21 protein-coding genes and 1 tRNA gene are annotated in these 22,237 nt (G+C 63.2%); 8 read left to right on the top strand and 14 right to left on the bottom strand.

Annotated features, from left to right (window positions below):
* Positions 1–1,527: a DUF4173 domain-containing protein gene (locus tag EJ074_RS16685; RefSeq protein WP_095805364.1), complete on the bottom strand. Its 1,527-nt coding sequence runs from the start codon at positions 1,525–1,527 to the stop codon at positions 1–3.
* Between the two features lie 627 nt (positions 1,528–2,154).
* On the opposite strand from EJ074_RS16685, the gene EJ074_RS16675 reads away from it, so the two are divergent.
* Positions 2,155–2,361, top strand: coding sequence for a DUF1737 domain-containing protein (locus EJ074_RS16675; protein ID WP_095805362.1), 207 nt, complete (start codon positions 2,155–2,157; stop codon positions 2,359–2,361).
* 93 nt (positions 2,362–2,454) lie between these two features.
* Here the strand turns inward: EJ074_RS16675 and EJ074_RS16670 are convergent, their stop codons facing one another.
* Complete coding sequence (locus EJ074_RS16670; protein WP_095805466.1) at positions 2,455–2,892, bottom strand: metallopeptidase family protein; 438 nt, start codon at positions 2,890–2,892, stop codon at positions 2,455–2,457.
* Positions 2,893–3,027: 135 nt separating this feature from the next.
* Here EJ074_RS16670 and EJ074_RS16665 point away from each other — a divergent pair, with 135 nt between their 5' ends.
* The 4 genes from EJ074_RS16665 (at position 3,028) to EJ074_RS16650 (ending at position 9,639) form a co-directional block, all read left to right on the top strand.
* Positions 3,028–3,660 carry a LysE family translocator gene (locus EJ074_RS16665; protein WP_095805465.1) on the top strand — a complete coding sequence of 211 codons (633 nt, stop codon included), beginning with the start codon at positions 3,028–3,030 and terminating at the stop codon, positions 3,658–3,660.
* Between the two features lie 114 nt (positions 3,661–3,774).
* Positions 3,775–4,893, top strand: coding sequence for a hypothetical protein (locus tag EJ074_RS16660; protein WP_095805361.1), 1,119 nt, complete (start codon positions 3,775–3,777; stop codon positions 4,891–4,893).
* Positions 4,835–6,310: a DUF6504 family protein gene (locus tag EJ074_RS16655; protein ID WP_095805360.1), complete on the top strand. Its 1,476-nt coding sequence runs from the start codon at positions 4,835–4,837 to the stop codon at positions 6,308–6,310. The genes EJ074_RS16660 and EJ074_RS16655 overlap by 59 nt, the downstream gene beginning before the upstream one ends.
* On the top strand, positions 6,307–9,639 hold the full coding sequence (locus tag EJ074_RS16650) for an error-prone DNA polymerase (protein ID WP_095805359.1): 3,333 nt from the start codon (positions 6,307–6,309) through the stop codon (positions 9,637–9,639). Before EJ074_RS16655 ends, EJ074_RS16650 begins: the two co-directional genes overlap by 4 nt.
* 129 nt (positions 9,640–9,768) lie before the next feature.
* On the opposite strand, the gene EJ074_RS16645 is transcribed toward EJ074_RS16650, so the two are convergent.
* The 4 genes from EJ074_RS16645 to EJ074_RS16630 form a co-directional block, all read right to left on the bottom strand.
* A complete protein-coding gene (locus EJ074_RS16645; protein ID WP_095805358.1) occupies positions 9,769–10,014 on the bottom strand; it encodes a Trm112 family protein in 246 nt (81 codons plus the stop codon).
* Positions 10,015–10,267: 253 nt separating this feature from the next.
* A complete protein-coding gene (locus EJ074_RS16640; protein WP_095805357.1) occupies positions 10,268–10,939 on the bottom strand; it encodes an LON peptidase substrate-binding domain-containing protein in 672 nt (223 codons plus the stop codon).
* Positions 10,940–11,179: 240 nt separating this feature from the next.
* On the bottom strand, positions 11,180–12,166 hold the full coding sequence (gene trxA / locus EJ074_RS16635) for a thioredoxin (protein WP_095805464.1): 987 nt from the start codon (positions 12,164–12,166) through the stop codon (positions 11,180–11,182).
* A 74-nt stretch (positions 12,167–12,240) separates the two neighbouring features.
* Entirely contained in the window at positions 12,241–12,738 is a 498-nt protein-coding gene (locus EJ074_RS16630; RefSeq protein WP_095805356.1) for a prolyl-tRNA synthetase associated domain-containing protein, read from the bottom strand.
* 209 nt (positions 12,739–12,947) lie between these two features.
* On the opposite strand from EJ074_RS16630, the gene EJ074_RS16625 reads away from it, so the two are divergent.
* Positions 12,948–13,022, top strand: a tRNA-Gly gene (locus tag EJ074_RS16625).
* 183 nt (positions 13,023–13,205) lie between these two features.
* On the opposite strand, the gene EJ074_RS16620 is transcribed toward EJ074_RS16625, so the two are convergent.
* The 5 genes from EJ074_RS16620 to EJ074_RS16605 form a co-directional block, all read right to left on the bottom strand.
* Positions 13,206–13,688, bottom strand: a complete 483-nt coding sequence (locus tag EJ074_RS16620) for a TIGR02391 family protein (RefSeq protein ID WP_129553615.1) — start codon at positions 13,686–13,688, stop codon at positions 13,206–13,208.
* On the bottom strand, positions 13,685–14,362 hold the full coding sequence (locus tag EJ074_RS16615; RefSeq protein WP_165349952.1) for a DUF5343 domain-containing protein: 678 nt from the start codon (positions 14,360–14,362) through the stop codon (positions 13,685–13,687). The genes EJ074_RS16620 and EJ074_RS16615 overlap by 4 nt, the downstream gene beginning before the upstream one ends.
* Positions 14,363–14,601: 239 nt before the next feature.
* Positions 14,602–15,285, bottom strand: a complete 684-nt coding sequence (locus EJ074_RS30230) for a hypothetical protein (RefSeq protein ID WP_348627029.1) — start codon at positions 15,283–15,285, stop codon at positions 14,602–14,604.
* Between the two features lie 18 nt (positions 15,286–15,303).
* Entirely contained in the window at positions 15,304–15,627 is a 324-nt protein-coding gene (locus EJ074_RS30755) for a hypothetical protein (protein ID WP_165349951.1), read from the bottom strand.
* 99 nt (positions 15,628–15,726) lie between these two features.
* Entirely contained in the window at positions 15,727–16,050 is a 324-nt protein-coding gene (locus EJ074_RS16605; RefSeq protein WP_129554065.1) for a helix-turn-helix transcriptional regulator, read from the bottom strand.
* Between the two features lie 80 nt (positions 16,051–16,130).
* Here EJ074_RS16605 and EJ074_RS16600 point away from each other — a divergent pair, with 80 nt between their 5' ends.
* Complete coding sequence (locus tag EJ074_RS16600; protein ID WP_129553614.1) at positions 16,131–16,859, top strand: hypothetical protein; 729 nt, start codon at positions 16,131–16,133, stop codon at positions 16,857–16,859.
* Between the two features lie 71 nt (positions 16,860–16,930).
* Positions 16,931–17,257, top strand: coding sequence for a Rap1a/Tai family immunity protein (locus tag EJ074_RS16595; protein ID WP_129553613.1), 327 nt, complete (start codon positions 16,931–16,933; stop codon positions 17,255–17,257).
* Positions 17,258–17,451: 194 nt separating this feature from the next.
* Here the strand turns inward: EJ074_RS16595 and EJ074_RS29705 are convergent, their stop codons facing one another.
* From EJ074_RS29705 to EJ074_RS16585, 3 genes are all read right to left on the bottom strand, one after another.
* Positions 17,452–17,613 (bottom strand): hypothetical protein, encoded by a 162-nt coding sequence (locus EJ074_RS29705; protein ID WP_165349950.1) that lies wholly within the window; start codon positions 17,611–17,613, stop codon positions 17,452–17,454.
* Between the two features lie 235 nt (positions 17,614–17,848).
* Positions 17,849–19,087: a site-specific integrase gene (locus EJ074_RS16590; RefSeq protein WP_129553612.1), complete on the bottom strand. Its 1,239-nt coding sequence runs from the start codon at positions 19,085–19,087 to the stop codon at positions 17,849–17,851.
* A gap of 378 nt (positions 19,088–19,465) precedes the next feature.
* Positions 19,466–22,057 carry a hypothetical protein gene (locus tag EJ074_RS16585; protein WP_129553611.1) on the bottom strand — a complete coding sequence of 864 codons (2,592 nt, stop codon included), beginning with the start codon at positions 22,055–22,057 and terminating at the stop codon, positions 19,466–19,468.
* Positions 22,058–22,237: the final 180 nt, after the last annotated feature.

The raw sequence follows: 22,237 nt of genomic DNA, 5'->3' as shown, positions 1-22,237 counted from the left end.
TCAGTGGCCCGGCGCATAGGGTTGGGTGACGGCAGGATCGGCAAGCGCGCCGTTCTTCTCGAGATAGCGCAGAAGCCGCCAGTCGCGAAAGCTCCAGGCGCGCCAGTTTTTCTGGCTGGCACGATAATGGGCTTCAGCGATCAGATCGGTCTCATCGCCGGCCTCGCGGTCGGGATACGATCGCTTTTGATGGTCGAAGAAGCGACCGAGAGCCGGCAGGGCGTCAGGACCCAGCGAACGCGTATAGCAGATGTCGAGGGGAACGCCGTGTCTGGTCATTTCAAGGGAGTGGTCGACATTGTAGTTGGCGATGAGCGCGGCGAAGTTGACGAAGCAGCAGGCATAGAGCGTCGCCGATAACGTCAGAAGATTGGCGGAGAACAGCCATTCGCTGGATTTTCCGAGCGCGATGCGAGCAATGATCAGCGCCAGCCCTGCCGCGACCAGCCCCATCCAGACAAAGGCGGCGATGCGCAGATAGGTCAGTGCATAGACATCGACATAGAGGTCCAGCCTAAGGATAGAGGAGATGACCAGTACGATGTTCTGCGCCACCCACAGATAGACCAGCCGGCGGATCAGCGGGTCGTGCGAGGTCTCGCTGCCGGGCTTGAGCGCCGCCAGCACGAAGCCGGCCGCAAGCAGCGCGGTGACGACCAGCGGATAGGCGCCGCGATGTGCATAGGCGGCATAGGTCAGCCCATCGGGCAGCGCCACACCGCCCCACAGATACGTGGCGTCGAGCGCGGTCTGCACGGCGAATAGGGCGTTGAAAACCATCAGCGCGCGCAGGATCGCCGCCTTGCCGAAAATGATGTCCTCGGCGGAAGCCCTTGCCGGTCTTGCCGTTGGCGCGGCCGGCGCGAGGCGCCTGATGCGGGAGACGAAGCGCGGCAGCCGCGGCCGCAGGAAAGCCCAGACGCCGGCGAGCACGACCAGCCAGAAGACAACCCGGCCGACCTCGATATATTCGAGCAAGGCGTAGAGATCGATCAGTGAGAACCAGTGTTCGATGATGGGGTTGGCGGCGCCGAACAAGGCGAGGAAGACCGCGCCGAGGGTCAGCGGCATGATCCAGACGGTGATTGCCGCCAGCCGGATCCCCCGTCGCCCAAGCCGCCGCGCTGCCTTGCGCCAGCCAATGAAGTCGCGGGCGAAGCGGAAGGGCGCTGCAAGCAGGAACAGGCAGATCTGCTTCGCGATGCGGGCGAGCCCCGGGCCCAGCCGCCCGCCCAGCGACAGCGCGAATAGAGCCAGCGCCACGATCGCGACCAGCACGGAGAGCGGGCTGACATTTTCGACCAGCGGCAGCAGCCCGGCAAACAGCGCCAGCGGTCTCAGCCAGACCCTGCCATTGCTTATCGCTGCCGGATGCATGGCGACGACCGCGCCGGCGAGCACCATGCCGAACAGGAAGACGGTGATGCCGATCGGCTGGTCATAGAGAAGGAAATCCCCCAGCCCCACCAGCAGGACGGCGGCGCCGACGCGGCGGCAATAGCTCGGGGCAAGTGATGTCGCGGTCATGGCCGGGCTTTCCTCAGGACGGCGGCGGTCCGGACTGCATGCCGCGATCCAGGGATGAAGGGCAGGATGTTGGCGCCCGGGCGCAGCCTTTGCGGCTCGGCGAGCCACCAGCCGTCTTTGCGCAGCCGGCGCGGCAGGGACCAACGGGGTTTTGCATGTGTTCGCATGCCGCCTGTCTCGCCGGCCGCCGCGGAGGGCTTGCGGCGGATTGGAGGAGGTTTTCCGCAAGGATTTGCAGATTTCGTGCAGAGGGGAGGGCGCCGGCGTCCTCTCCCCCCTCGAGGGGGAGATGTCGCCAAAGGCGACAGAGGGGGTCGCTGCGCGTGAAGCGCCGGCGCTACCCCGCGACGAGAAACAGCGTTGGCGCTTTGTGCGAGACGACCCCCTCTGACCGCTTCGCGGCCATCTCCCCCTCAAGGGGGGAGACTCCTCCGCGACTTGCCTCACTCGTCCCCAACCGCCATAGATCGGTCATGGAAACCTACCGTTCGCGCCGCTTGGTGCTCTACATGCCCGCCTTCAACGAGCGGGCGCTCGCCAAGATCGCATCGCTTGCCTGCGACGCGGTCGTCATCGCATGATGACCGTCCAACGCCGGCTGGCTGCAACTCACCACAGGGTCGAAAAATGAAACTTTACCGCTTTCTGTCCGGTCCGGACGACTCCACCTTCTGCCACAAGGTGACGGCGGCCCTAAACAAGGGCTGGCACCTGTTCGGCTCGCCGACCTATGCCTATGACAAGACGACCAAGTCGATGCGCTGCGGCCAGGCCGTGGTGAAGGATATCGAAGGCCAGGACTACGCCCCGGACACCAAGCTCAGCGATTGGTAGATGCTGCCGATCTCCCCCCAAGTTGGGGAGATGCCCGGCAGGGCAGAGGGGGGCGCGAAGGAACGAGGCGTCAGCGGAATGGCGCGTGAGCACTCACCCTGCCGCCGCCTGCTCGGCCGCTTCCTCGATCCGCTCCATGTCGTCGTCCGACAGGCCGAAATGGTGGCCGATCTCGTGGATCAGCACATGGGTGACGATGTCGCCCAGCGTCTCCTCGTTCTCGGACCAGTAGTCGAGGATGGCGCGGCGGTAGAGGGTGATGCGGTTCGGCCCCTCGCCGGTCTGCGGGTTCCAGCGCTCGGCGATGCCGCGCCCCTCGAACAGGCCGAGCAGGTCGAAGGGCGTCTCCAGCGACAGGTCGTCCATGATCTCGTCGGTCGGGAAGTCGGCGATCTGGATGACGATCTCGCCGGTCAGCGTGCGGAATTCGTCCGGCAGATGGGCGTAAGCCTCCAGCGCCAGGAATTCCATCTCCTCCATCGATGGCGAGAGTTGATCGTGCCAGGTGCGGGTCTTGTAGATGCGGGCCATGAAGTGTCCTTTGATCCCGGCATATAGGCTTTTGCGCCGGTCGAGGCAATTGAGCCGCAATTCCGCGCTCAAATCCTTTGCCGTTGAGGTTGAATCGGCTATGGCTCGGTTCCGGCCATGACTCAGGAGCTTCTCATGCCGGACCTTTCCACCCTTGGACTTTTCGCCATTGCCTGTCTCGCGCTGACCGCCACGCCGGGGCCGGACATGCTGTTGATCGCCTCCCGCAGCGCCAGCCAGGGGCGCGCCTCGGGCCTGGCGACCTATGCCGGCATCGCCGCCGGCACCTATTGCCACGCGCTCGCTGCCGCCTTCGGGCTGTCGCAACTTTTCGTGGCAGCGCCGATCGCCTACGACGTCGTGCGCTATGCCGGCGCGGCCTACCTCGCCTACCTCGCCTGGAAAGCTTTCCGTTCCGAAGGGACGGCATTCGCGCCGGTCGCCGGCCTGCCGCGCTATTCGCGGGCTCGCATCTTCCGGCAAGGCCTGCTTACCAATCTGCTCAACCCGAAGATGGCGCTGTTCGTGCTGGCGCTGTTCCCGCAGTTCGTGCATCCCGAGGCCGGGTCCGTCGCGGGCCAGATCCTGATGCTGGCGACCGTGCTCAACCTCATCGGGCTGGTGGTCAATGGCCTGGTTATCCTGACCGCGAGCCGGATCGGTGTCGCCTTGTCGAGGCGCACGCGCTTCCAACGGGCGCCGCAGATCCTGCTGGGAACCGTCTTTGCTGGGCTTGCCGCGCGACTGGCTTTCGGCGGCCAGCGCTGAACCAAAGGCAATTTTCTTAAGGAATAAATTCCTTGTGAGTCTGCTTGACTCTTCCAAGGCGCTCTGGAATCTATAGGAACATAACAGGAACAATTGCTGCCGGAAGTGAACGTCATGGCGATGAGCGCCGTGGCGCGGGACACTGTTTTTGCCCTGCGCCGCCAGATCGCGAAGATAGAGGGAACGCTGCCCGAGCGCCTGGAAACGCCGGCGGTCGGCGCGCTTAAAGCAATTCCAGGCAAAGTGCGAAGCGGTTTTCCGTCCGCAATTGCGGAAAAACAAATTTCCAACGATGCCGCCGGCTCCGACCTCACAATCGTCCGGCGCGGCCTTGCCGTGGCCCTGCCGGACGCTTTCCTGCATACCGGCATCGAACGCTTCGACACAACGCTGGGCGGCGGTCTGCCCAAGGCGGCGCTCAGCGAGATCCATGGCCTGGAGACCCGCGATGGCGGGGCCGTTGCCGGCTTTGCGCTGTCGATCGTCAGCCTGATCCTGAAGGAGAGGCAGGGCCTGCCGGTCCTGTGGATCGGCACCGCTGAAATCTTCCGCGAGGCCGGTTTTCTCTACGCCAGCGGGCTCCACGCTCTCTTCGGCATCGAGCCCGCGCAATTGCTGTTTTCCGAGGCGCCGAAACTGCGTGATGCGCTGTGGATCGCCGAGGAGGCCGCGCGCATGGCGGCCTTTGGCGCCGTCATCCTCGAGATCCGCGGCAGCCCGCGGCTTCTCGACCTCACCGCCACGCGCCGCCTCCATGCCCGCGCCCAGAACGCCGGCCGGCCGGTGCTGCTCCTGCGCCAGGCGGGCGAGGCCGCGCCGACCGCCGCGCCCGTGCGCCTCATTGTTTCGGCGGCACTCTCGGCCAGCCGCGAGACGCTCGCCGGCCCGCTCGCCGGCTCGATCGGCCGCCCCGCTTTCACCGTCGATATCGGCAAGAGCCGCACGGCCCTGCCCGGACAATTCACACTGGAGTGGAACCCCGATGAGCACGCATTCGAAGAAAGAAGGGGCGAAGAAAGAAGAGACGAGGAAAGAAAGTTCCAGGAAGAGTGGGCAACGAATCCTGTCGCTGTGGTTTCCGCATCTGCCGGCGGAGCGGATCCTGCGTCAGCGTCTGGGGCGGTCCTGGCGTTCCCGGCCCTCGGATCACCTGGCCCCACCTCACCCACCACTTGTGATCAGCCATCGCGACAGCAACGCCCAGCGCATCGCAGCCCTCGACGAACGGGCTGAGGCGCTCAATTTGAAGCGCGGCATGGGCATTGCCGACGCCCGCGCCATGCATCCCTCGATCGATGTGGTGGAGGCCGATACGGAAGCCGACCGCCGCCTGCTCGAGGGCCTTGCCGACTGGTGCGACCGCTACACGCCGCTGGTGGCGATCGACGGCGAGGATGGGCTCTTCCTCGACGTCACCGGCTGCACGCATCTGTTCGGCGGCGAGCGCGCCATGCAGGACGAGATCCGCACCCGCTTCTTCCAGCAGGGTTTCGATGTCCGTGCCGGCCTCGCCTCGACGCCGGGAGCAGCCTGGGCGGCGGCACGCTACCACGGCGACCGCATCATCGCCGGCGGCGAGGAGGAGGCGCTTCTGGCGCCGCTCCCATTGTCTGCGCTGCGCATTGCCCCGGAGATACGCGCCAGCCTGGAAAGCGTCGGCCTGCGCACGGCGGGCGCCGTGATGGCGGCACCGCGGGCGCCGCTCGCCCGCCGCTTCGGCGCCACCTTGCTGTTGCGTCTCGACCAGGCGCTCGGCCGCCTCGACGAGGCGGTGTCGCCACGCCTGCCGGTGGCGCCGCTCTCGGTGGAGCGCCATCTTGCCGAGCCGGTCGTGCTGACCGACGACATCGAGCGCCTGGTGAGCCGGCTTGCCACGGCCCTGAAGAGCGATCTCGAACGCCGCGGCGAGGGCGCCAGGGCGCTCGCCCTTCTGCTTTTCCGCGTCGACGGCGCCGTCAGCCGCATCGCCGTCGGCACCTCGCGTCCGCTGCGCGAGCCGCAGCTGATCAGGCGGCTGTTCCACGAGAGGCTTGCAGCGCTGGAGCAGGACATCGACGCCGGCTTCGGCTTCGACCTCGTGCGGCTCTGCGTGCTCTCGGTTGCCGCCTTCGACATGCTGCAGGGCGACCTTGCCGGCGAGACAACCGACGACGAAGCCGACATCGCCTTGTTCGCCGACCGCATCCGCGCCCGCCTCGGCGAGGCCGCGGTGCTGAAGCCGGTCGTCGTCGAAAGCCATCTGCCGGAGCGCGCCGTCGCGATGGTCCCTTTCGCGGCAGCGCCGCAAAAGCGCATGCCGCCGAAACAGTCCGGCCGCTCGGCACCGCCGATGCGCATCTACCCGCCGGAGCGGCCGGTGCGGCTGTTCCGCTCGCCCGAGCCGATCGAGGTGCCGGCGACCGAAATCCCCGAGGGCCCGCCGATGAATTTCCGCTGGCGCCGCGCGCTCTACCGCGTCGCCCGGGCTGAGGGACCGGAACGCATCGCGGCGGAATGGTGGCGCAGGCTGCCCGGCGAGGAAGAGGCGCCGACCCGCGACTATTATCGCATCGAGGACAGCGAGGGGCGCCGCTACTGGCTCTATCGCCAAGGCCTCTACGACGCTTCTCACGTCCCGCCGCGCTGGTTCATGCACGGTGTCTTCGCATGAACGCGCTGACCGCCATCCCCTATGCCGAGTTCGGCATCCAGTCGAACTTCTCCTTCCTGCGCGGCGCCTCCAAGCCGGAGGAGCTGGTGGTCACGGCGAAATTCTACGGCTTTGCCTCGATCGGACTTGCCGACAGGAACACAGTGGCCGGCGTCGTGCGCGCCTGGCAGCAGGCCAAGGTCGAGACGCTGGCCTATCATCCCGGCTGCCGCCTGGTCTTTCGCGACGGCACGCCGGACATCCTCGCCTATCCCCGCGACCGCAAAGGCTGGGGGCATCTCTGCCGCATGCTGACCCAGGCCAATCTGCGCGAGGAGAACGAGAAGGGCGCGACCCTGCTCGAGCTGGATGACCTTCTCGAATGGGGCGATCGGATGGCGCTTGCAATGCTGCCTCATCTGTCGGCCCGGACGGAAGACAGCCTGCCACTTATTAGCCGGCTCAAGGATCGCTTCGGCGCGGCGCTCAGGCTGGCCGTGGCCCCGGACTATGGCGGCAATGACCGCTTCCGCATCGAGCAGGCGGCGGCGATGGCCGAGCAGGCCCGCCTCCCGCTGATGGCGACCAACGACGTGCTCTACCATGCCGCCGACCGCCGGCCGCTGCAGGACGTGCTCACCGCCATTCGCCTCAACACGCCCGTTTCCGAAGTCGGGCTGGAGCTGACGGCCAATGCCGAGCGTCATCTGAAGCCGCCGCTGGAGATGGCGCGTCTTTTCCGCCGGCACCCGCAGGCGCTGGCGGAGACGCTGCGCTTTGCCGAGGAGCTGACCTTCTCGCTCAGCGATCTCGAATACAATTATCCGGACGAGCCGACCGAGTCCGGGCTGGGACCCCAGGCCGAGCTCGAGCGCCTGGCGCGGGAAGGGGCATGCGTGCGCTATCCGGCCGGTGTTCCCGCCCATGTCACGCAGCGCATCGAGGAAGAGCTCGCCCTCATCGAGCGCCTCAACTATGCGCGTTATTTCCTGACCGTCCACGACATCGTCAAATTCGCCCGCAGCAAGAACATCCTCTGCCAGGGGCGCGGCTCGGCCGCCAATTCGGTCATCTGCTTCTGCATCGGCATCACCGAGGTCGGGCCCGACCGGATCGATGCGCTGTTCGAGCGCTTCATCTCCGAGGAGCGCAACGAGCCGCCCGACATCGATGTCGACTTCGAGCATGAACGGCGCGACGAGGTCATCGCCTATATCTACGAGAAATACAGCGCCAAGCGGACAGCCCTTGCCGCCGCCGTCATCAGCTATCGCGGCCGCTCGGCCCTGCGCGAGGTGGCGAAAGCCATGGGCCTGTCGGAGGATGTCCGCAGCGCCTTGTCGAGCACCATCTGGGGCTGGTCGACCTCCGAGCTCGGCGACAGGGAGGCCAATGCCGGCGGCCTCGACCGCAGCGATCCGCTGGCGCGGCAGGTGCTGGAACGCGCCAACGAGATCATGGGCTTTCCCCGCCATCTCTCCCAGCATGTCGGCGGCTTCGTCATCACCAGGGACCGGCTGGACGAAGTCGTGCCCATCGTCAAGACGGCGATGGAGGAGCGCAAGATGGTCGAGTGGGACAAGGACGATCTCGACGCGGTGAAGATCCTCAAGGTGGACGTGCTTGCGCTCGGCATGCTGACCTGCCTGAAGCGCGCCCTCACCCTGCTCCAGGACCATTACCAGGACGCGCGCGACGAATACGGCCGCTCCTACGGGCTGAACTCTCTGCCGGCGGAAGACTCCCGCGTCTACGACATGATCTGCCGGGCCGACACGCTCGGCGTCTTCCAGATCGAATCACGCGCCCAGATGTCGATGCTGCCGCGCTTGAAGCCGCGCGAATTCTACGACCTCGTCATCGAGGTGGCGATCGTGCGCCCCGGCCCGATCCAGGGCGACATGGTGCATCCCTATCTGCGCCGGCGGCAGGGCAAGGAGGAGGCCGACTACCAGAAACCGGAACTGGAGGCGATCCTCGGCAAGACGCTCGGCGTGCCGCTGTTCCAGGAACAGGCGATGAAGATCGCCATCGTCGCCGGCGGCTTCAGGCCGGGCGAGGCCGACGAGCTGCGCCGCGCCATGGCCACCTTCAAGCGCACCGGCACGATCGGCAACTACCGCCAGCGCATGATCGACGGCATGGTCTCCAGGGGCTACGAAAAGGACTTCGCCGAGCGCTGCTTCAAGCAGATCGAGGGCTTTGGCGAATACGGCTTTCCCGAAAGCCATGCCGCGTCCTTCGCTCTGCTGGTCTATGCCTCCTGCTGGTTCAAGGCCTTCTACCCGGACGTCTTCTGCGCCGCGATTCTGAATTCTCAGCCGATGGGTTTCTACCAACCGGCCCAGCTCGTGCGCGATGCCCGCGACCATGGCGTGGACGTGCGCGAGGTCGACATCAACCATTCCCTCTGGGACTGCACATTGGAGGAGGCGGTCTTCGATCCCTCGCGCATCCTCGAGCGCCACGCCTCGATGCGCAGCGTCATCGAAACGGCGCATGCGGTTCGGCTCGGCTTCCGCCAGATCAAGGGCCTGTCCGAGGAGCGCATGAAGATCTTTCTCGCCCAGCGTGGGCGCGGCTACATCTCGGTCAGGGACGTCTGGCTGCGCTCAGGCCTCGATGTCGGCGAGATCGAAAGGCTGGCACAGGCCGATGCCTTCCGCTCGCTCGGCCTCGACCGCCGATCAGCACTCTGGGAGGTGCGCGCGCTCGACGGCAGGAGCGCCGCCGAGAAACTGCCGCTGTTCGACCAGCCGGGGCTGGGCCTGCGTGAATTGGAGCCGGAGACCAGGCTGCCGAAAATGCCGCTCGGCGAGCATGTCGTCCACGACTACCGCTCGCTCGGCCTGTCGCTGAAGGAGCACCCCGTGGCCTTCCTGCGCGAGCGGCTTGACCGCGCCGGCATCACCCCCAACGCCCGCCTGCCCTCGGTCCGCGACGGCCGGCGCGTCACCGTTGCCGGCCTGGTGCTGGTGCGCCAGCGCCCCGGTAAGGGCAATGCCATCTTCCTCACCCTCGAGGACGAGAAGGCGATCGCCAACGTCATCATCTGGCCGCGCGTCTTCGACCGCTTCCGCCCGGTGGTCATGGGCGCGCGCCTCATCCGCGTCACCGGCAAGCTGCAGCACGAATCCGACGTCATCCATATCGTCGCCGACAGGATCGAGGACCTGACCTCCTGGCTGAGCGTGCTCCTGCACGAGGCTGCAGGGCCGCCAATCATCGCGCATCAGCCCACTGCGCACCGGCCAGCCCCGGCGAACCGCGGCCTGCCGGTCGGCCAGGACATCGAGGCCCTGTCGGGTGCCGCGCAACAGGTCATGCCCAAGGGGCGGAACTTTCAGTAGGGCGACGCGAAGTAGCAGGAGCCTATCGTAGCTGCTGCCACGATGCAGAATGTTGAATTGCCGGCGGGACAGAGGGGGGCGCGAAGGATCGCAACCTTCTACGTCGATACACCTAGAAGACATCGCCATTTAGGAAGGCCCGCTCAACCTCGGCGGCGGCGTCAGCAGATCTTCAGCCGAGATGGTGCGGGCTTCCGAAGGCAGCATGATCGGGATGCCGTCGCGCACCGGATAGGCGAGCTTCGCCACCCGCGAGATCAGCTCGCCGCGCTCGGCGTCCCAGGTCAGCGGCCCCTTGGTCAGCGGGCAGGCGAGCAGCTCCAGCAATCTTGGGTCGACCGTGGCCTTCTGTCCGTCACGTCCATCCGCTGCCATCGCACTTTTCCTACTGCCAGGCCTAAGTGGGTTGAGATTCAGGCCAGGCCGAGTCGAGAATGGTGGCTTTCCGAGAACCGGAGCGGAGCGTACTTGAAGTACGTGAGCACCGGCCTCCGCCGGCCGAAGCCTTGTCTTACTCCCACGTCACTATCATGAATGCTTCGGCCGGCGAAGGCCGGAAGCGCAGGAAGCGCAGGAAGCGCAGGAAGCCGCCGATCGCAGGCCGGCCTCGCCTGAATGTCAATCCACTTTACTGCAGGCTCGAGCCAAAATCCTCATCCTCGCGCGCCAGCGCTATTTCGGTGATGGCGATCAGCGTCTCGGCGCGCGTCTTGAGGTCGGGCGCCTCGAGCAGCGCCTGCTTCTCGGCCGGGCCGTAAGGCGCCATCATCGACAGCGCGTTGACCAGCATGGCGTTCTCGGCGCGGCTGACGCTCTCCCAGTCGGCCTCGAGGTCGTTGGCCTGCAGATAGGCACGGAAAGCCTTGAGCAATGACGGCCGGTCGACCTCCCCGCCGGCCTGGTCCTCCTCGAGGTCGGCCAGAAACGGCGCGATACGGCATTGCCGGAACGGCGTCTTGACCTGCAGCTCATGGGCGACGCGGAAGCGGCACACGCCCTGCAGCGAGATCAGATAGCGGCCGTCGCCGGTCTCGGCCAGCGAGATGATACGCCCGGCGCAGCCGACGCTGCACAGCTGCGGTTCGCCGTCCTCGCGCAGCATGCCGTCGAGGCTGGGCTGGATCATGCCGATCAGCCGCGCCCCGCCAATGGCCTCGTCGATCATCTGCAGATAGCGCGGTTCGAAGATGTTGAGCGGCATGCGCCCGCCGGGCAGCAGCAAGGCCCCTGCGAGCGGAAACACCGGGATCGTCGACGGCAAATCCGTGGCGAGCCGGTAGCGCGCATTTCCGACCTGCACCTCAACCCTCCGAAACCCTCGCCGGCAAGCGGGCTATGCCGCAGCCGGCGCATGCGAAACCTTACCGGCAGTCCAAGGCCGGATTGCGACCCGATGCACCCAGAGCGCGTCGCGGCGGCGACCTGCTGCTCTTAGGCATGTCGTTCTCCCATCACCGCTATGCAGCTTTGGGCGACATGAACTATCTGGCGCATCCGCGCCCTGCCGCAAGCCCATGCGGCAAGACAGCCGGCAAACGCTCTAGGAAAACAGCAGCGACGACAGCTTGCGCCGCGCCGAAAGCGTCGCCTCGTCGGTCATTCCCCAGGCCTCGAAGAACTTCAACAGCTGCGCCCGGGCGCCGTCGTTGTTCCATGTCCGGTCGGCCTTGATGATCGCCAGCAGATTGTCGGCGGCCTGCATCCGCTCGCCGTGCGCATTCTGCACCATCGCCAGATCGAAGCGCGCCTGGTGGTCGGCTGGATCGGCGGCGAGGCGGCGCTCGAACTCGGCCGGATTGCCGAGCGCGGCGGCCTCCGCGGCAAGCGTCATCCTGGCGCGCAGGGCGGCAAGCGCCGGAGTGTCCTTCTTGGCCTCCGGGGCCTGCGCCAGCAGGGCCTCGGCGCCTTGCGTGTCGCCGGCCTCGAACAGGATCTCGCCCAGTCCGGCGATCGCCTCGACCGTGTCCGGCGCCTGCTCCAGGATAGCCTCATAGATGTCTTGCGCGGTCTGAACGTCGCCCGCCTCGCGCGCTTCCGTCGCCGCGGCCAGCGCCTCGGTGATCTGCGGCGCGCCGCCGCCCTTGCCGCCGATCTTCTGAATGAACTGCGTGATCTGGCTTTCGGGAATGGCGCCCATGAAGCCGTCGACCGGCTGGCCGTCCTTGAAGGCGATGACAGCCGGAATCGACTGGATGCCGAGTTGGCCGGCGACCGAGGGATGCTCGTCGATGTTCATCTTGACCAGCTTGACCTTGCCGCCGGCGGCCTGCACCGCCTTCTCCAGCTGCGGCGTCAGCTGCTTGCAAGGACCGCACCAGGGCGCCCAGAAGTCGACCAGCACCGGTTGCCGGCGCGATTCCTGGATGACGTCGGCGGCGAAGCTGGCGGTCGTGGTGTCCTTGATCAGTTCGGCCGCGGCCGGCGCCTCGCCGAGCGAAGGCTTGGCGCGATCGCGATCGCCGCCGCCATACTGCACGGATTGGGCGTACCCGCCGCCGATGCCGCTGAACGGATTGTTGCCACTCATGTCTTTTGCCCTTTCGGTCGCGCCGGCATCGGAGGGCGCGAAATGTTGCTCGGTTCGTGCCATCCATGTGGCGATCAGGCCGAGACTTTCAAGATAACAGGATCATGACCGGTTGCCTCGACGAATTTGACCAGATCGGCGGCGCTGATCGACGTCGTCGCCTCGTTGGTCAGCGGATGGGCGTTGATCACCGCGTGGCTCATCAACTCCTGGTCGAGCACCAGCTTGACCCGCCCGGCCGTGTCGTTGATCAGGCCGAAGACGCTGACCGCGCCCGGGATGACGCCGAGCAGCTCCATCAGCATGTCCGGCTTGCCGAACGACACGCGGCTGGCGGCGCCGATCATGTGATGAATCTGCTTGAGGTCGACCTCGGCCTCCTCGCCGACGGTGACGAGGAAGAAATTGTCCTTCTTGTCCTTGAGGAACAGGTTCTTGGTGTGCCCGCCATGGATCTCGCCGCGCAGCGCCTGCGAATCGGCGACCGTGAACAGCGGCGGGTGCCGCACGGTCGAAGCGGAAATGCCGAGATCGGCAAGAAAGGCGAAAAGCTCGGCTTCGGTCTTCGGCATCGGTCCTCGCGTCGTCCAGAACGGCTGATGCCTTTACGGCCAATGATGCCCCCGGGGCAAGGCCGGCTTGGCACGAAGCCGGCGAATCCACGGCGCCCGGGCGGGTCCCGGCGCATGGCGAGCTAGCTCGAAAAGAACCGTCATTTCCCTGTTGCAATCGCCGCGCTCTTCGGCCATATAGGCGCGGCTTGCGGCCCAAAGCCGCGCGAGCGGGTGTAGCTCAGGGGTAGAGCACAACCTTGCCAAGGTTGGGGTCGGGCGTTCGAATCGCCTCACCCGCTCCAGTTTCCTTCAGGGATCAAGCAAACGAAAAGCCGCGGTTTTCCGCGGCTTTTTCGCGTTTGGGCTGATTGAAAACGCAAGGGCGCGCAAGTGGCCCGGAAGGTCGCGGTTACGCGCGGGTTACCAGCTCGCGGAAACGACGACGGGTGAAGTCGCGGCGTTGCTGGCATGGCCAAATTCTGTCCCTAGGGCAGCGGCTCTTTCCGCTCCTCCATGCGCCTGAGGAGAACCGATGCCACAGACAGGTGATCCAGGCACCGATCAATGGGATCTGAGGTAATGTCATGCCCGCGAGGGTTGCGGATGGCCGACATTACGCCCGCGAATATGAACTTGAACCCCATCTGCTCATCAACGTCGCTCGATGTGACTAGGTCGGTGAGCTTGATCTTTGGAGCTGCCTCCGCAAACGCCGCCATCATCAGCTTGTAGCCGCTTTCATTGATGCCGGAGAGCTTCTTCACCTGGACGTCCAGGTACTTGAATGCCTCGAAGGTGGCCTGGGAATAGTGGCCGTTGTCAAACAGCTTCAGAGAGACACCGGCAATCTCCGGATGAATGTTCCGCTCATCGAACGGATGGACATCCCGGCCCTCAGTGACTGAAGGCTGGCCGACATTTTTCGCCCCTCGTGCGATCCTCTCGAACAGCGTCAGCGCAACGCTCATGGATAGAGGTTAGCCTTGATGCTCCTGAAGATGGCGTCATAGGTCTCCTGCGTTCCCTCTGCAGGAAGATTGATCTCGACGCGCACTGTCAGAGCTATATCACCCTTCTGCCCCTTCGGCGGAACAGGCGGAGGGTCCCCAACGACCTGATCCTGGGCCTTCTGCTCAGCCGGCTTGGCCTTCTTCGCGGGACTCTTCGGTTTTGAGGTGTTAGTCGACTTTGTCTTCGGGGTTGCCTGGCTCTGATCCGCCTTGTACCCGGCGAGCTCCCGCAAAGCGATGAACACGGCCGCCTGTCGGCCTCCGATGACGTCGCTAGTCTTGTCGGTACTGCGAAAGTAGCTGATGAGCTGATCCTTGTTCATCGTCCAGGCATCATCGCCACGCAGTTCGAATAGGTCCGCGTACGCCTTCTCGACGATGCCCTCAAAGGACGACTGGAACTCACCCTCATCATGCTTGGTCATAGCCTCTTGACCGGCGTCGGTTCGCTTCCCCTCCTCATCGATCAAGCTCAGGAACTGCAGCACGTTAATGACGTAGCTCTCGTTCTTCGAAGCTAGCCCGAGCTTCTTGACCGTGTCAGAAGTCACCGTCGTCGGGAAATTCTTTCGGAGAAAGCCGATCATCTGAGTGATGTTGCCAGCGCCGGAGATATAAGGATGACTTGCCATCTTCGTCCCACAATTTTGCTCAAGCCTCTATTGATCAACTGACTCTCGCGTCGGGTCAATATGGAGGCTTTCGCGCTCCACTAGTGGATCAACATTGGGAGCATGGAACAGACACGATACGCGCTGTCACAAACTTGCGGATACGCCGAGGCGTGAAGTCGCGGCGTCGCGAGAGTCCACGGCAGCGTTGGATGCTACGTTATAAGAGGCTACTTAACGCCGGCCTAGCCGCTGACTCTCTAGAGGCGTCGAATGAGATTCTTGATCCAGCTCATACTAAACTCAATCGCCCATTCCGTCTGGGAACGAGTCAGGCTCGGCATCTGCGAACTGCCAGCTCCATGTCCAAACGGGTTACGGACATGGGTGAAAAATTCTTTTAGCGATGCGCTTTCCCAAGAGGTGATCAATGCGTTCTTTTTCGACGCGAGGTTATCGATATAGTTGTGCGCACCCTTCTCCCCACCGTGGGTCCAACCTTTCTGATCGGATATGATTTTGATGCTGCTCTCCAGCGCGCGCGCAGCATAAAATGCCGGGTCGCGTCCATCGGAATCCCGAAGATCGAGGGCCTCCTTCATATCCACGTCCACATTTGCCCATAGCGGATCAGACACAAGCTGCCAGAAAGGGGTTCCAATCTCTTTTTGGGCCAAATCGTCCGTTGAGATCTGAATGAAGCCATTGTGGTAGTTTAGGGGATATCCAGCCTGACGAAACCGAGCGTTCAGTTCATCGACATTTGCGCGGAATACTGCAGTTCTCGTCTCTCGCCGTTTGCGAGCGCCTTCCACCGGATCGCCCGGTACACGCAACGAAGCCGACAATCGCTCGCCGTCGGTAATGGCTGCGGCGTTCATGGCAACAATCTCGTTCTCTCTTCCCCTAAAGCCAAGCTCAATGAGACTGAGGCGTTCTTTGATATGCGTGTCAGGAGAACCTCAAACTGGTTGTGTCATCCAGTTCTGGCAAACTGTCACCATCGCATATTTGCTGGTCTGGACGTGATCGCTGCCATTCCATTTCGTCGTGTAGCTGAACCACTGCGGCGAAAGCTCCTGCATCCCCAGCTCCCGCGACACATTGGCATGCAGTCCCGCCCAAAACGCAACGCCAATAGGGTCTTCTTTCCCGTCGCGGTAATACGGGTAGATGTCTTCCGAGAGGATACGAAAGGCTTGAACGAGAACCCGACTATCCCGTTGCTCAAAACCGTCACGCAGCGGCTTGCTCTCGTATCGGCGTGCAAAGATGTCGATAAGCATGATTCATTTGAGACAGAGTCTCAACCCTGAAACAAGGGGGCAAATGGCGCGCTCAGAACCTGCATCAGAAAGAAGCTCTATCCACTGACAGACGAGCGTCTATCGCCGTTCAGTAGCTAGCGCCTCGACCATAACCGCCACGCGCTCGAGATCGTCGCTTCGTAATACCGCCAAAGCAGCGATTGTGCGCTGCCGTGCCAGTTGTTCTGGCACGATTTTCTCCAACGAGGTTGTCAACAGATCAGTGGGCGTAGTCGCCAGCACTGACGATATTCTCACAAGCGTTGCCAGATCTGGTTCACGCCGTCCGCTGACATAATTCCCGTACCGCCGCTCGCTCAAACCAGCGCGGCGCGCCACTTCCGCGTTTGAAAATCCAAGCTCCTCGGCGCGACGCCGGAGATTTGTCGCGAACAACTCCATACGCACGAAATGTTCATGACACGCACCACGGGTCTATGTACGTTCTGGCGTAGTGATTCACGCCATTTCGTGGGGGCGAAGTGAAGCATCAATACGTCGGGGACATAAGCGATTATCGGAAGTACGCACTGCTGCGGGCGCTCTCGTGGGGCGGCGCCAATCGTATCGGCGTGTGCTGGATGCTAACGACTTCAGACGGAAGCTCTGACGGTGGTAAGCTTGCCTATCTCCAGAAACCCGACCGATACCGGCAATTCGATCCCCAGCTTTTCGATATCCTGGCGCATGCGGCCGGTGAGCCGGATCGCCGCCGGCTCCAAACCATAGAGGAAAGCGGCGCCGTCCGAGACGCAGCCTACTTCAGCGAGCCGTTGCCTGACGATAAGGCGGGCCGCGCCGCTTTCATGGATCGCTGTCTATCCGATTTTGATCGCGCGGATATCGTCTTCTTCGACCCCGACAACGGTTTGGAAATGTCACTTGCGAAGGGCCGCAAGAACTCCTCCAAATATCTCTACCTAGATGAAGTCGTCCGCTTCTACGGGGCAGGGAAATCCCTGCTAATCTACCAGCACTTCCCCAGGGTCGAACGGAGCTCCTTCCTGGGATCGAGCATCGAGCGTTTGCGGAAAGGCGCGGCCGACTCGTTGGTCTGGACGTTCACCACGGCTCATGTTGTCTTTTTCCTTGTCATCCATCCACAGAGCCCAGCCCGCTTAGCAGTCGCCGCAATGGAAGCATGCCGGCGATGGGACGCGAGCTTCATCGGGGGCGAGTATATCGGCCGCGCCACGCTCCACGCGGCTTAGCGGAATAATTGACCGCGAGATCTCGCCGTGTTTCGATTTTCGCTTTTTGCTCAATAAGTTAGGAACCAACAATGCAGCGTCTACCTATCACTCTGGCGGCGGCCCTACTCTCGCTTCCGGCCTTTGCCCAAGATTCGAGCACGCAAATGACGGGAGCTGGTTTCTCAGAAGCTTGCACCCGCGCGAATGAGAGCTGGATCAGTTTCTGCAATGGCTACATCCAGGCGGCAGTCGACAGCGTTGGTAAGAGGGACGGCATCTGTATTCCGAGCGGCACGACGCGCACCGAGCTCGTCACCGTAGTCGAGAAGGCGATCACGGGTTCGGATCAGCTAAAAGCGCTGAATGCCAATGAAGCTGTCCATTTCGTGATGCGCAAATCGTACCCTTGCCCGTGACCTATCCAAACTGAATTTCGTACCGGGTACGGGCTCGGGACGATATCGCACGGTTAGACGGGTCCCTTCGGTATTGCCCTGGCATTTGCTTGAAGGGGAGGGGCGGCGCGCGGCGCACGGGGAAAACGCGAATACAGTAAGGCGGCGATCGTGATGGCAACCGCCGCCTCTGACACGACTTTTGGCTGGCGCGACTATTCAGGCTCGATGGCGATGTAGTCGACAGACTCGCACTCGCCGAATTCTTCTAGCGCCCATTCGATCTCGGCCGGATCGAGCCGCATCAGCTCTGCTGCTTTATCGAGGGACATCCACTCCTCGCTGCCGGTGCGCTTGTCCTTGACCATGATGTGCATGACTGCCTCCTGTCCAACAGGACAGGAAAACACGGCGCGAGTCTTGGCACAATTATTCGCGTAATATCAGATAGTTAGCTCGCGCACAGGTAGTGCAAGCCTGCCACATGCCGCCCTGCGCCGGGCAGGCCACGGGGCGGGCCCTGCGCCCGCACCGCCCCGGCGGCAGCGCCGGCCTGCTAGCGCCCACGGACGTACGGTCCCCGTGGCGCGGCGTGGCCAGCACCGCAGCTACCTACCCACCGTAGGCCCGGTCCAGCGCCTCCATTGCAGCACTGCCGTCACGAACCGCCTGGGTGTAGTGGCCAAGCGTCACGGTCGGGTTCGCATGGCCGGCGATCTGCGCGACCAGACCGATCTCAATGCCTTGAGCTTGCAAGGTCGAGATAAAGGAGTGGCGCGCCGAATGCGGCGTCACATACGGAAGGCCCAGACGCTTGAAGACCGGCGTCCAGTAACGCTTACGGAAGTTTTGGTAGAGCAGCGGCCCACCGCCGCCGAGGCGGGGCTTCGGCCATTCCTGTAGCCGGCCGGGGCCGGGGAAGACGCGGTGTAGCTCCTTGCCCTTTCTCGGGCAGCGGACCCGCCAAGCCAGCAGCATCTCACGCAACACGGCGCTCATTGGGATGTCGCGAGTACCGGCTTCGGTTTTGGTCATCTCGGTGAGCGTTCCATCGCGCTCCTGGATGCGGCGAATGTGGATCACGTTCTTGTCGAAATCCACCTCGGACCAGAGCAGGCCCAGCTGCTCGGACGGTCGCGTCCCGGCGAGGAAAGCGAAGGCGTAGTAGATGCCGCATTCTGCGTCATCTTTGGCGGCCCGGACCACCTTCGCGATGTCTTCCGGGGTCAAGATTGCCTTCTTCGGACGGTTCCGGACCCTCGTAAGCCCAGTCGGCATCGACGGCGCCCTTACCAGGAAATCTTCCTCGGCAAGGGCCGTGATCGATTTGATGTGGCTCTTTGCCCGATTGGCAGTGTAGATGCCGCAGTGGTCCACAATGGTCTTGTGCCAAACTCGGAGCATCGCGGGGTTTAGATCAGTCAGCTTTACGTCACCAAGAAGCTGGAGAAACCGGGCTCCCTCCGGCGCGACGCCGGTTTCGGTATAGTTTGCCCGCTCTTGAGCGGTGCCGACCAACAACGGACCACGGATAGCGCCGTTCACGACAACCTTATATCCCATGAGGGTCGAGGGCTTCACCTTGCCTTCTTTGTCTGCCAACCAATGATCTATGGCCTTGCCGAGGGTTGGCGAAGTTCGTTCGTCGACATACTTGCCCTCAGAAACCTTGATTAGCAGGGCATTCCGGAAGGCCTCGGCATCCTTCTTACGATTGAAGGCGCGGCGGCGCCTGCGCTTCAACTTCGGATCGCGGTACTCGCAGTAATACTGGTCATAGTGCGCAACCTTGCCGTCCTTTAGCTTACGCCGACGGGTCGTGTGCGTAATAGAAACTCTAAAGTCGTTCATCTCTGTGCTCTCGCTAAGCAAAAACAGTCAGGAAAACACGCAGCGGTAACCCGCACAATTAATCGCGAATTGTGCCCCGAGGCCTCCTGAGCGACCCCACTTGTAACCAGCGCGGTAACCTCAGCATGTTGTTGGATGTCGCAGCCGCGAGACGACGCGGCCGCGGATATTGCGGATTCCTCGGCCACCGAGGTTGAAATCGAGTCCACGAACATCTCGGCAGCGAAACGGTGAAAGCGGCGTTCCAGCATTCCGGCGGCCACGGGACGGACGGCCGCCCATACAGCACCGGCACAGGGGGTGGGCGGCGGCAGTGCACGGCAGCTACCCCACCCCCTCTCTCCCATAGCGTATAGGTGTCCGTCCGTCCGGGCGGCACTAATACGGTCCTTTGGTGACGAACGGCAGCGGCTCATCGGGTAGGTAGGAGAGCGGAATACCTAGTGCGCGCTTCTTCCCCAGCACCTTGAATTGGACAGGGTTACGAGGTGTGAAGGCACCCTCCAACTTGCGAAGGGCGCGTTCCCAAGCCTTCTGCGCCCATTGTGTGCCCTGGAACACCCCCTCCGTCGCTGGAGCGCCGTTGGCGATGTAGAAGCCGGCGGCCTCGCCCTCGGCATTTACCCGCATGCCGTAGCTCGCGACTATACGCTCTGCATCCGCGAAGTCGTTGCCGCGCCGCTGCTGTTCATCCCTGACGCAGGCGAGCCAATGCCCGAGGGGATAGCCGTCCGTGACATGGGAGAGCAGGTAATCGAGGCACTCCTGCGCGTCGTCGCGCTCGACTTCAAGGGCATGTTGCTCGATGGCCGGCGCATATTCGGCGGCGAGCGCCCGCGCTTCCTCGTCCGTGGGGATCCTGCTGTTCAAGGCAACGAAGCCCGCCCCGATGAGGATGCTCATGTTCTGACGATGGCGCCGATCTCCCACCAGATGGATGTCGATGGCGTCGGCGGCCGGCTGCACCAGATGGGCGAGCCCAATCATATGGGAGCACCACGCCGAGCCCGTCGTACGGAAGTATGTCTCATCCTGGGCGATGCGCTTGGCGACCTCCCTGTCGTTGTTGTGCATCAGCAGTTCGAACATCGAGATGCGTGACTGGTCAGCCGGGGACATGCCGCGCGGGTTGATGGCGCTGAACAGGAAGGTGGTGCGCAGGCTGAAGCTCATAGCCTTCCCTTCCGGTGTGCCCTTCAGCACCGGTGTATCCGCTGACGACGCGCTGCGGGCGAGCCGGAGGATGTTTCGCAAGGTTGAACCGTTCTGGTCACTCTCGAACTCGTCCAGCAGGATCGGCAAGCTATCTGGCCCCAGCGTCTGGCGGATGCCTGCTTCCGTGCTTTGGCCGTCCGCCGATATCGCTAACGGGCTCAGCACGATGGAAGCGACCGTGTGGATGGTGGTTTTTCCCGACCGCGCCGGCCCGTAGACGAAGGCATGGGGCCGCCACACCAGAGCGCCGCAGATCGGAGCCATCGCGAGCCAACCGAACAGCAGTCCAGCATCCTGCGAGTTGCGCCAATGATAGAGCTCCAAGTGGCTCCTGAGGCGCTCGGCATCGAAAGGCGGCCCATCGTTATCCAGAACTATGCGTTCAAAGCATAGGTAGAGGAATTTCGAGCTTTCGATCGGCTGGCCGAGATTGACGATCACCTCGCCGCTCTCAGGCCAGATCCCACGGCCACGAATGCGCAGGGGATTGAACGGGCCCGCACGGCGGCAGGCTTTTATCAGGGTCTCTCCTGCGGCTTTGAAATTTGCGCCCCTTCTGCCGGGAAACCGCTGACGCCAAAATCCGGATTCGGCCAGACCGAGCAGATACTGCTCCGCGAGAAGCTGCTGGGCGGATGCGAGTATGACGATCTTCCGCACCGGATCGAGTAGCGCGTAGTGCCCTTCTTTCGTGAAGCCCAGCGCCCTCGGCCCGGTGGGGCCGGGATCGTAAATTATGCCAAGCTGGATAGGCGACGTGATGCTACCGCGATGCGGGCAGCCGTCACAGAAGCGCTCATTGCCGAGTTCCGAGCGGATAGAATCGCAGGTGCGGGGACCGGCTTCCTCAAGTGCGCGTCTGAGTTTCTTGTCCGCCTCGCGCGGACTATAACCGGGATGCCGAGCGCTATATTCGTGGAAGCTGCGTTCGCCATCTTTGCAGCGCGACGTGATCGACGCGGCACCATACCAGTTGGGCTCATCAGCAGCGGCCGCACCATCCCCCGTGAAGTGGCTATACCAAGGACATTCCTGCCGAATCACCGAATGGTCGGCTGGTTTCGCCGAGGCCGCTTTTGGTGTTTCGCCATCAACCTGCGGCAGTTCCCGTTCCAGGTCGGAGAGTGACAGTCGTTCCTCGGGACTGTAAGTGATGACCGCCACAGGCTTTGGTGTGCCCGACTTGTGATTGAAGGTCATTGGCACGCGGAAGACGCGAGCAAGATCGCTGACATTGTCGATCTCATAGCCGGCACGTTCGAAGTGATCAGCCAGCTTACGATAAAACTGCCGCAAGATGGCTTGAGCCCTACGCCGTTCGTCTCGGTTCACCAGAGCCATCGACTTGTCGAATGCATAAAGGACGTGGAGACCGTTGCCGCTATGTTGGACCAGAAACGGCTTGACCTCGAACGACTGGATAAGGTCGAGGGCGGTGTCGCTATCGGGCGGATAGTGCTTGGTGCTGTTCTTTGCCTCGGCAAAATCGATGTCGGCGAAGATGCCTGGAAGCGAGACGGCGGTTTCATTCGAACCGCGCGCAATGGGTTTGAGGCCTGTCGCCTGGGTACTTAGCCCGAGGTACAAATCCTCGGTGTGTTTCCGCTTCTCGATATCGCGAACCAGTCGGGGAATATCGTTCGGCCTGTACGAACTCGTCTTTTTGGTCTTGCGGCTCCACATCTTGAGTTCGCCCTCAAATGACGAACCCCAAAACTCGTTGATCAGGTTGGGGAGAGAGAACTCAGCGCCCATCGAGAGTCTCCCGACGGCAAGAGTCGATGTAAGCTAGGACTTCTGAAAGCTTGACCAGCGGCCTGGACGTGAACGGGGTGTAGCTAGGAATGTCCCCGCGCCGGACGGCACGTTGGACTTGCCAGTATTTGGCACCGATCGCCTCGGCGGCTTCGTGAATGGTGAGCAACCTCGGCGGAG

It is taken from the genome of Mesorhizobium sp. M3A.F.Ca.ET.080.04.2.1 (assembly GCF_003952525.1).
GTDB lineage: Bacteria > Pseudomonadota > Alphaproteobacteria > Rhizobiales > Rhizobiaceae > Mesorhizobium.
The sequence above is the reverse complement of the archived record's forward strand: the minus strand, read 5'-3'. Positions and strand labels throughout refer to the sequence as shown.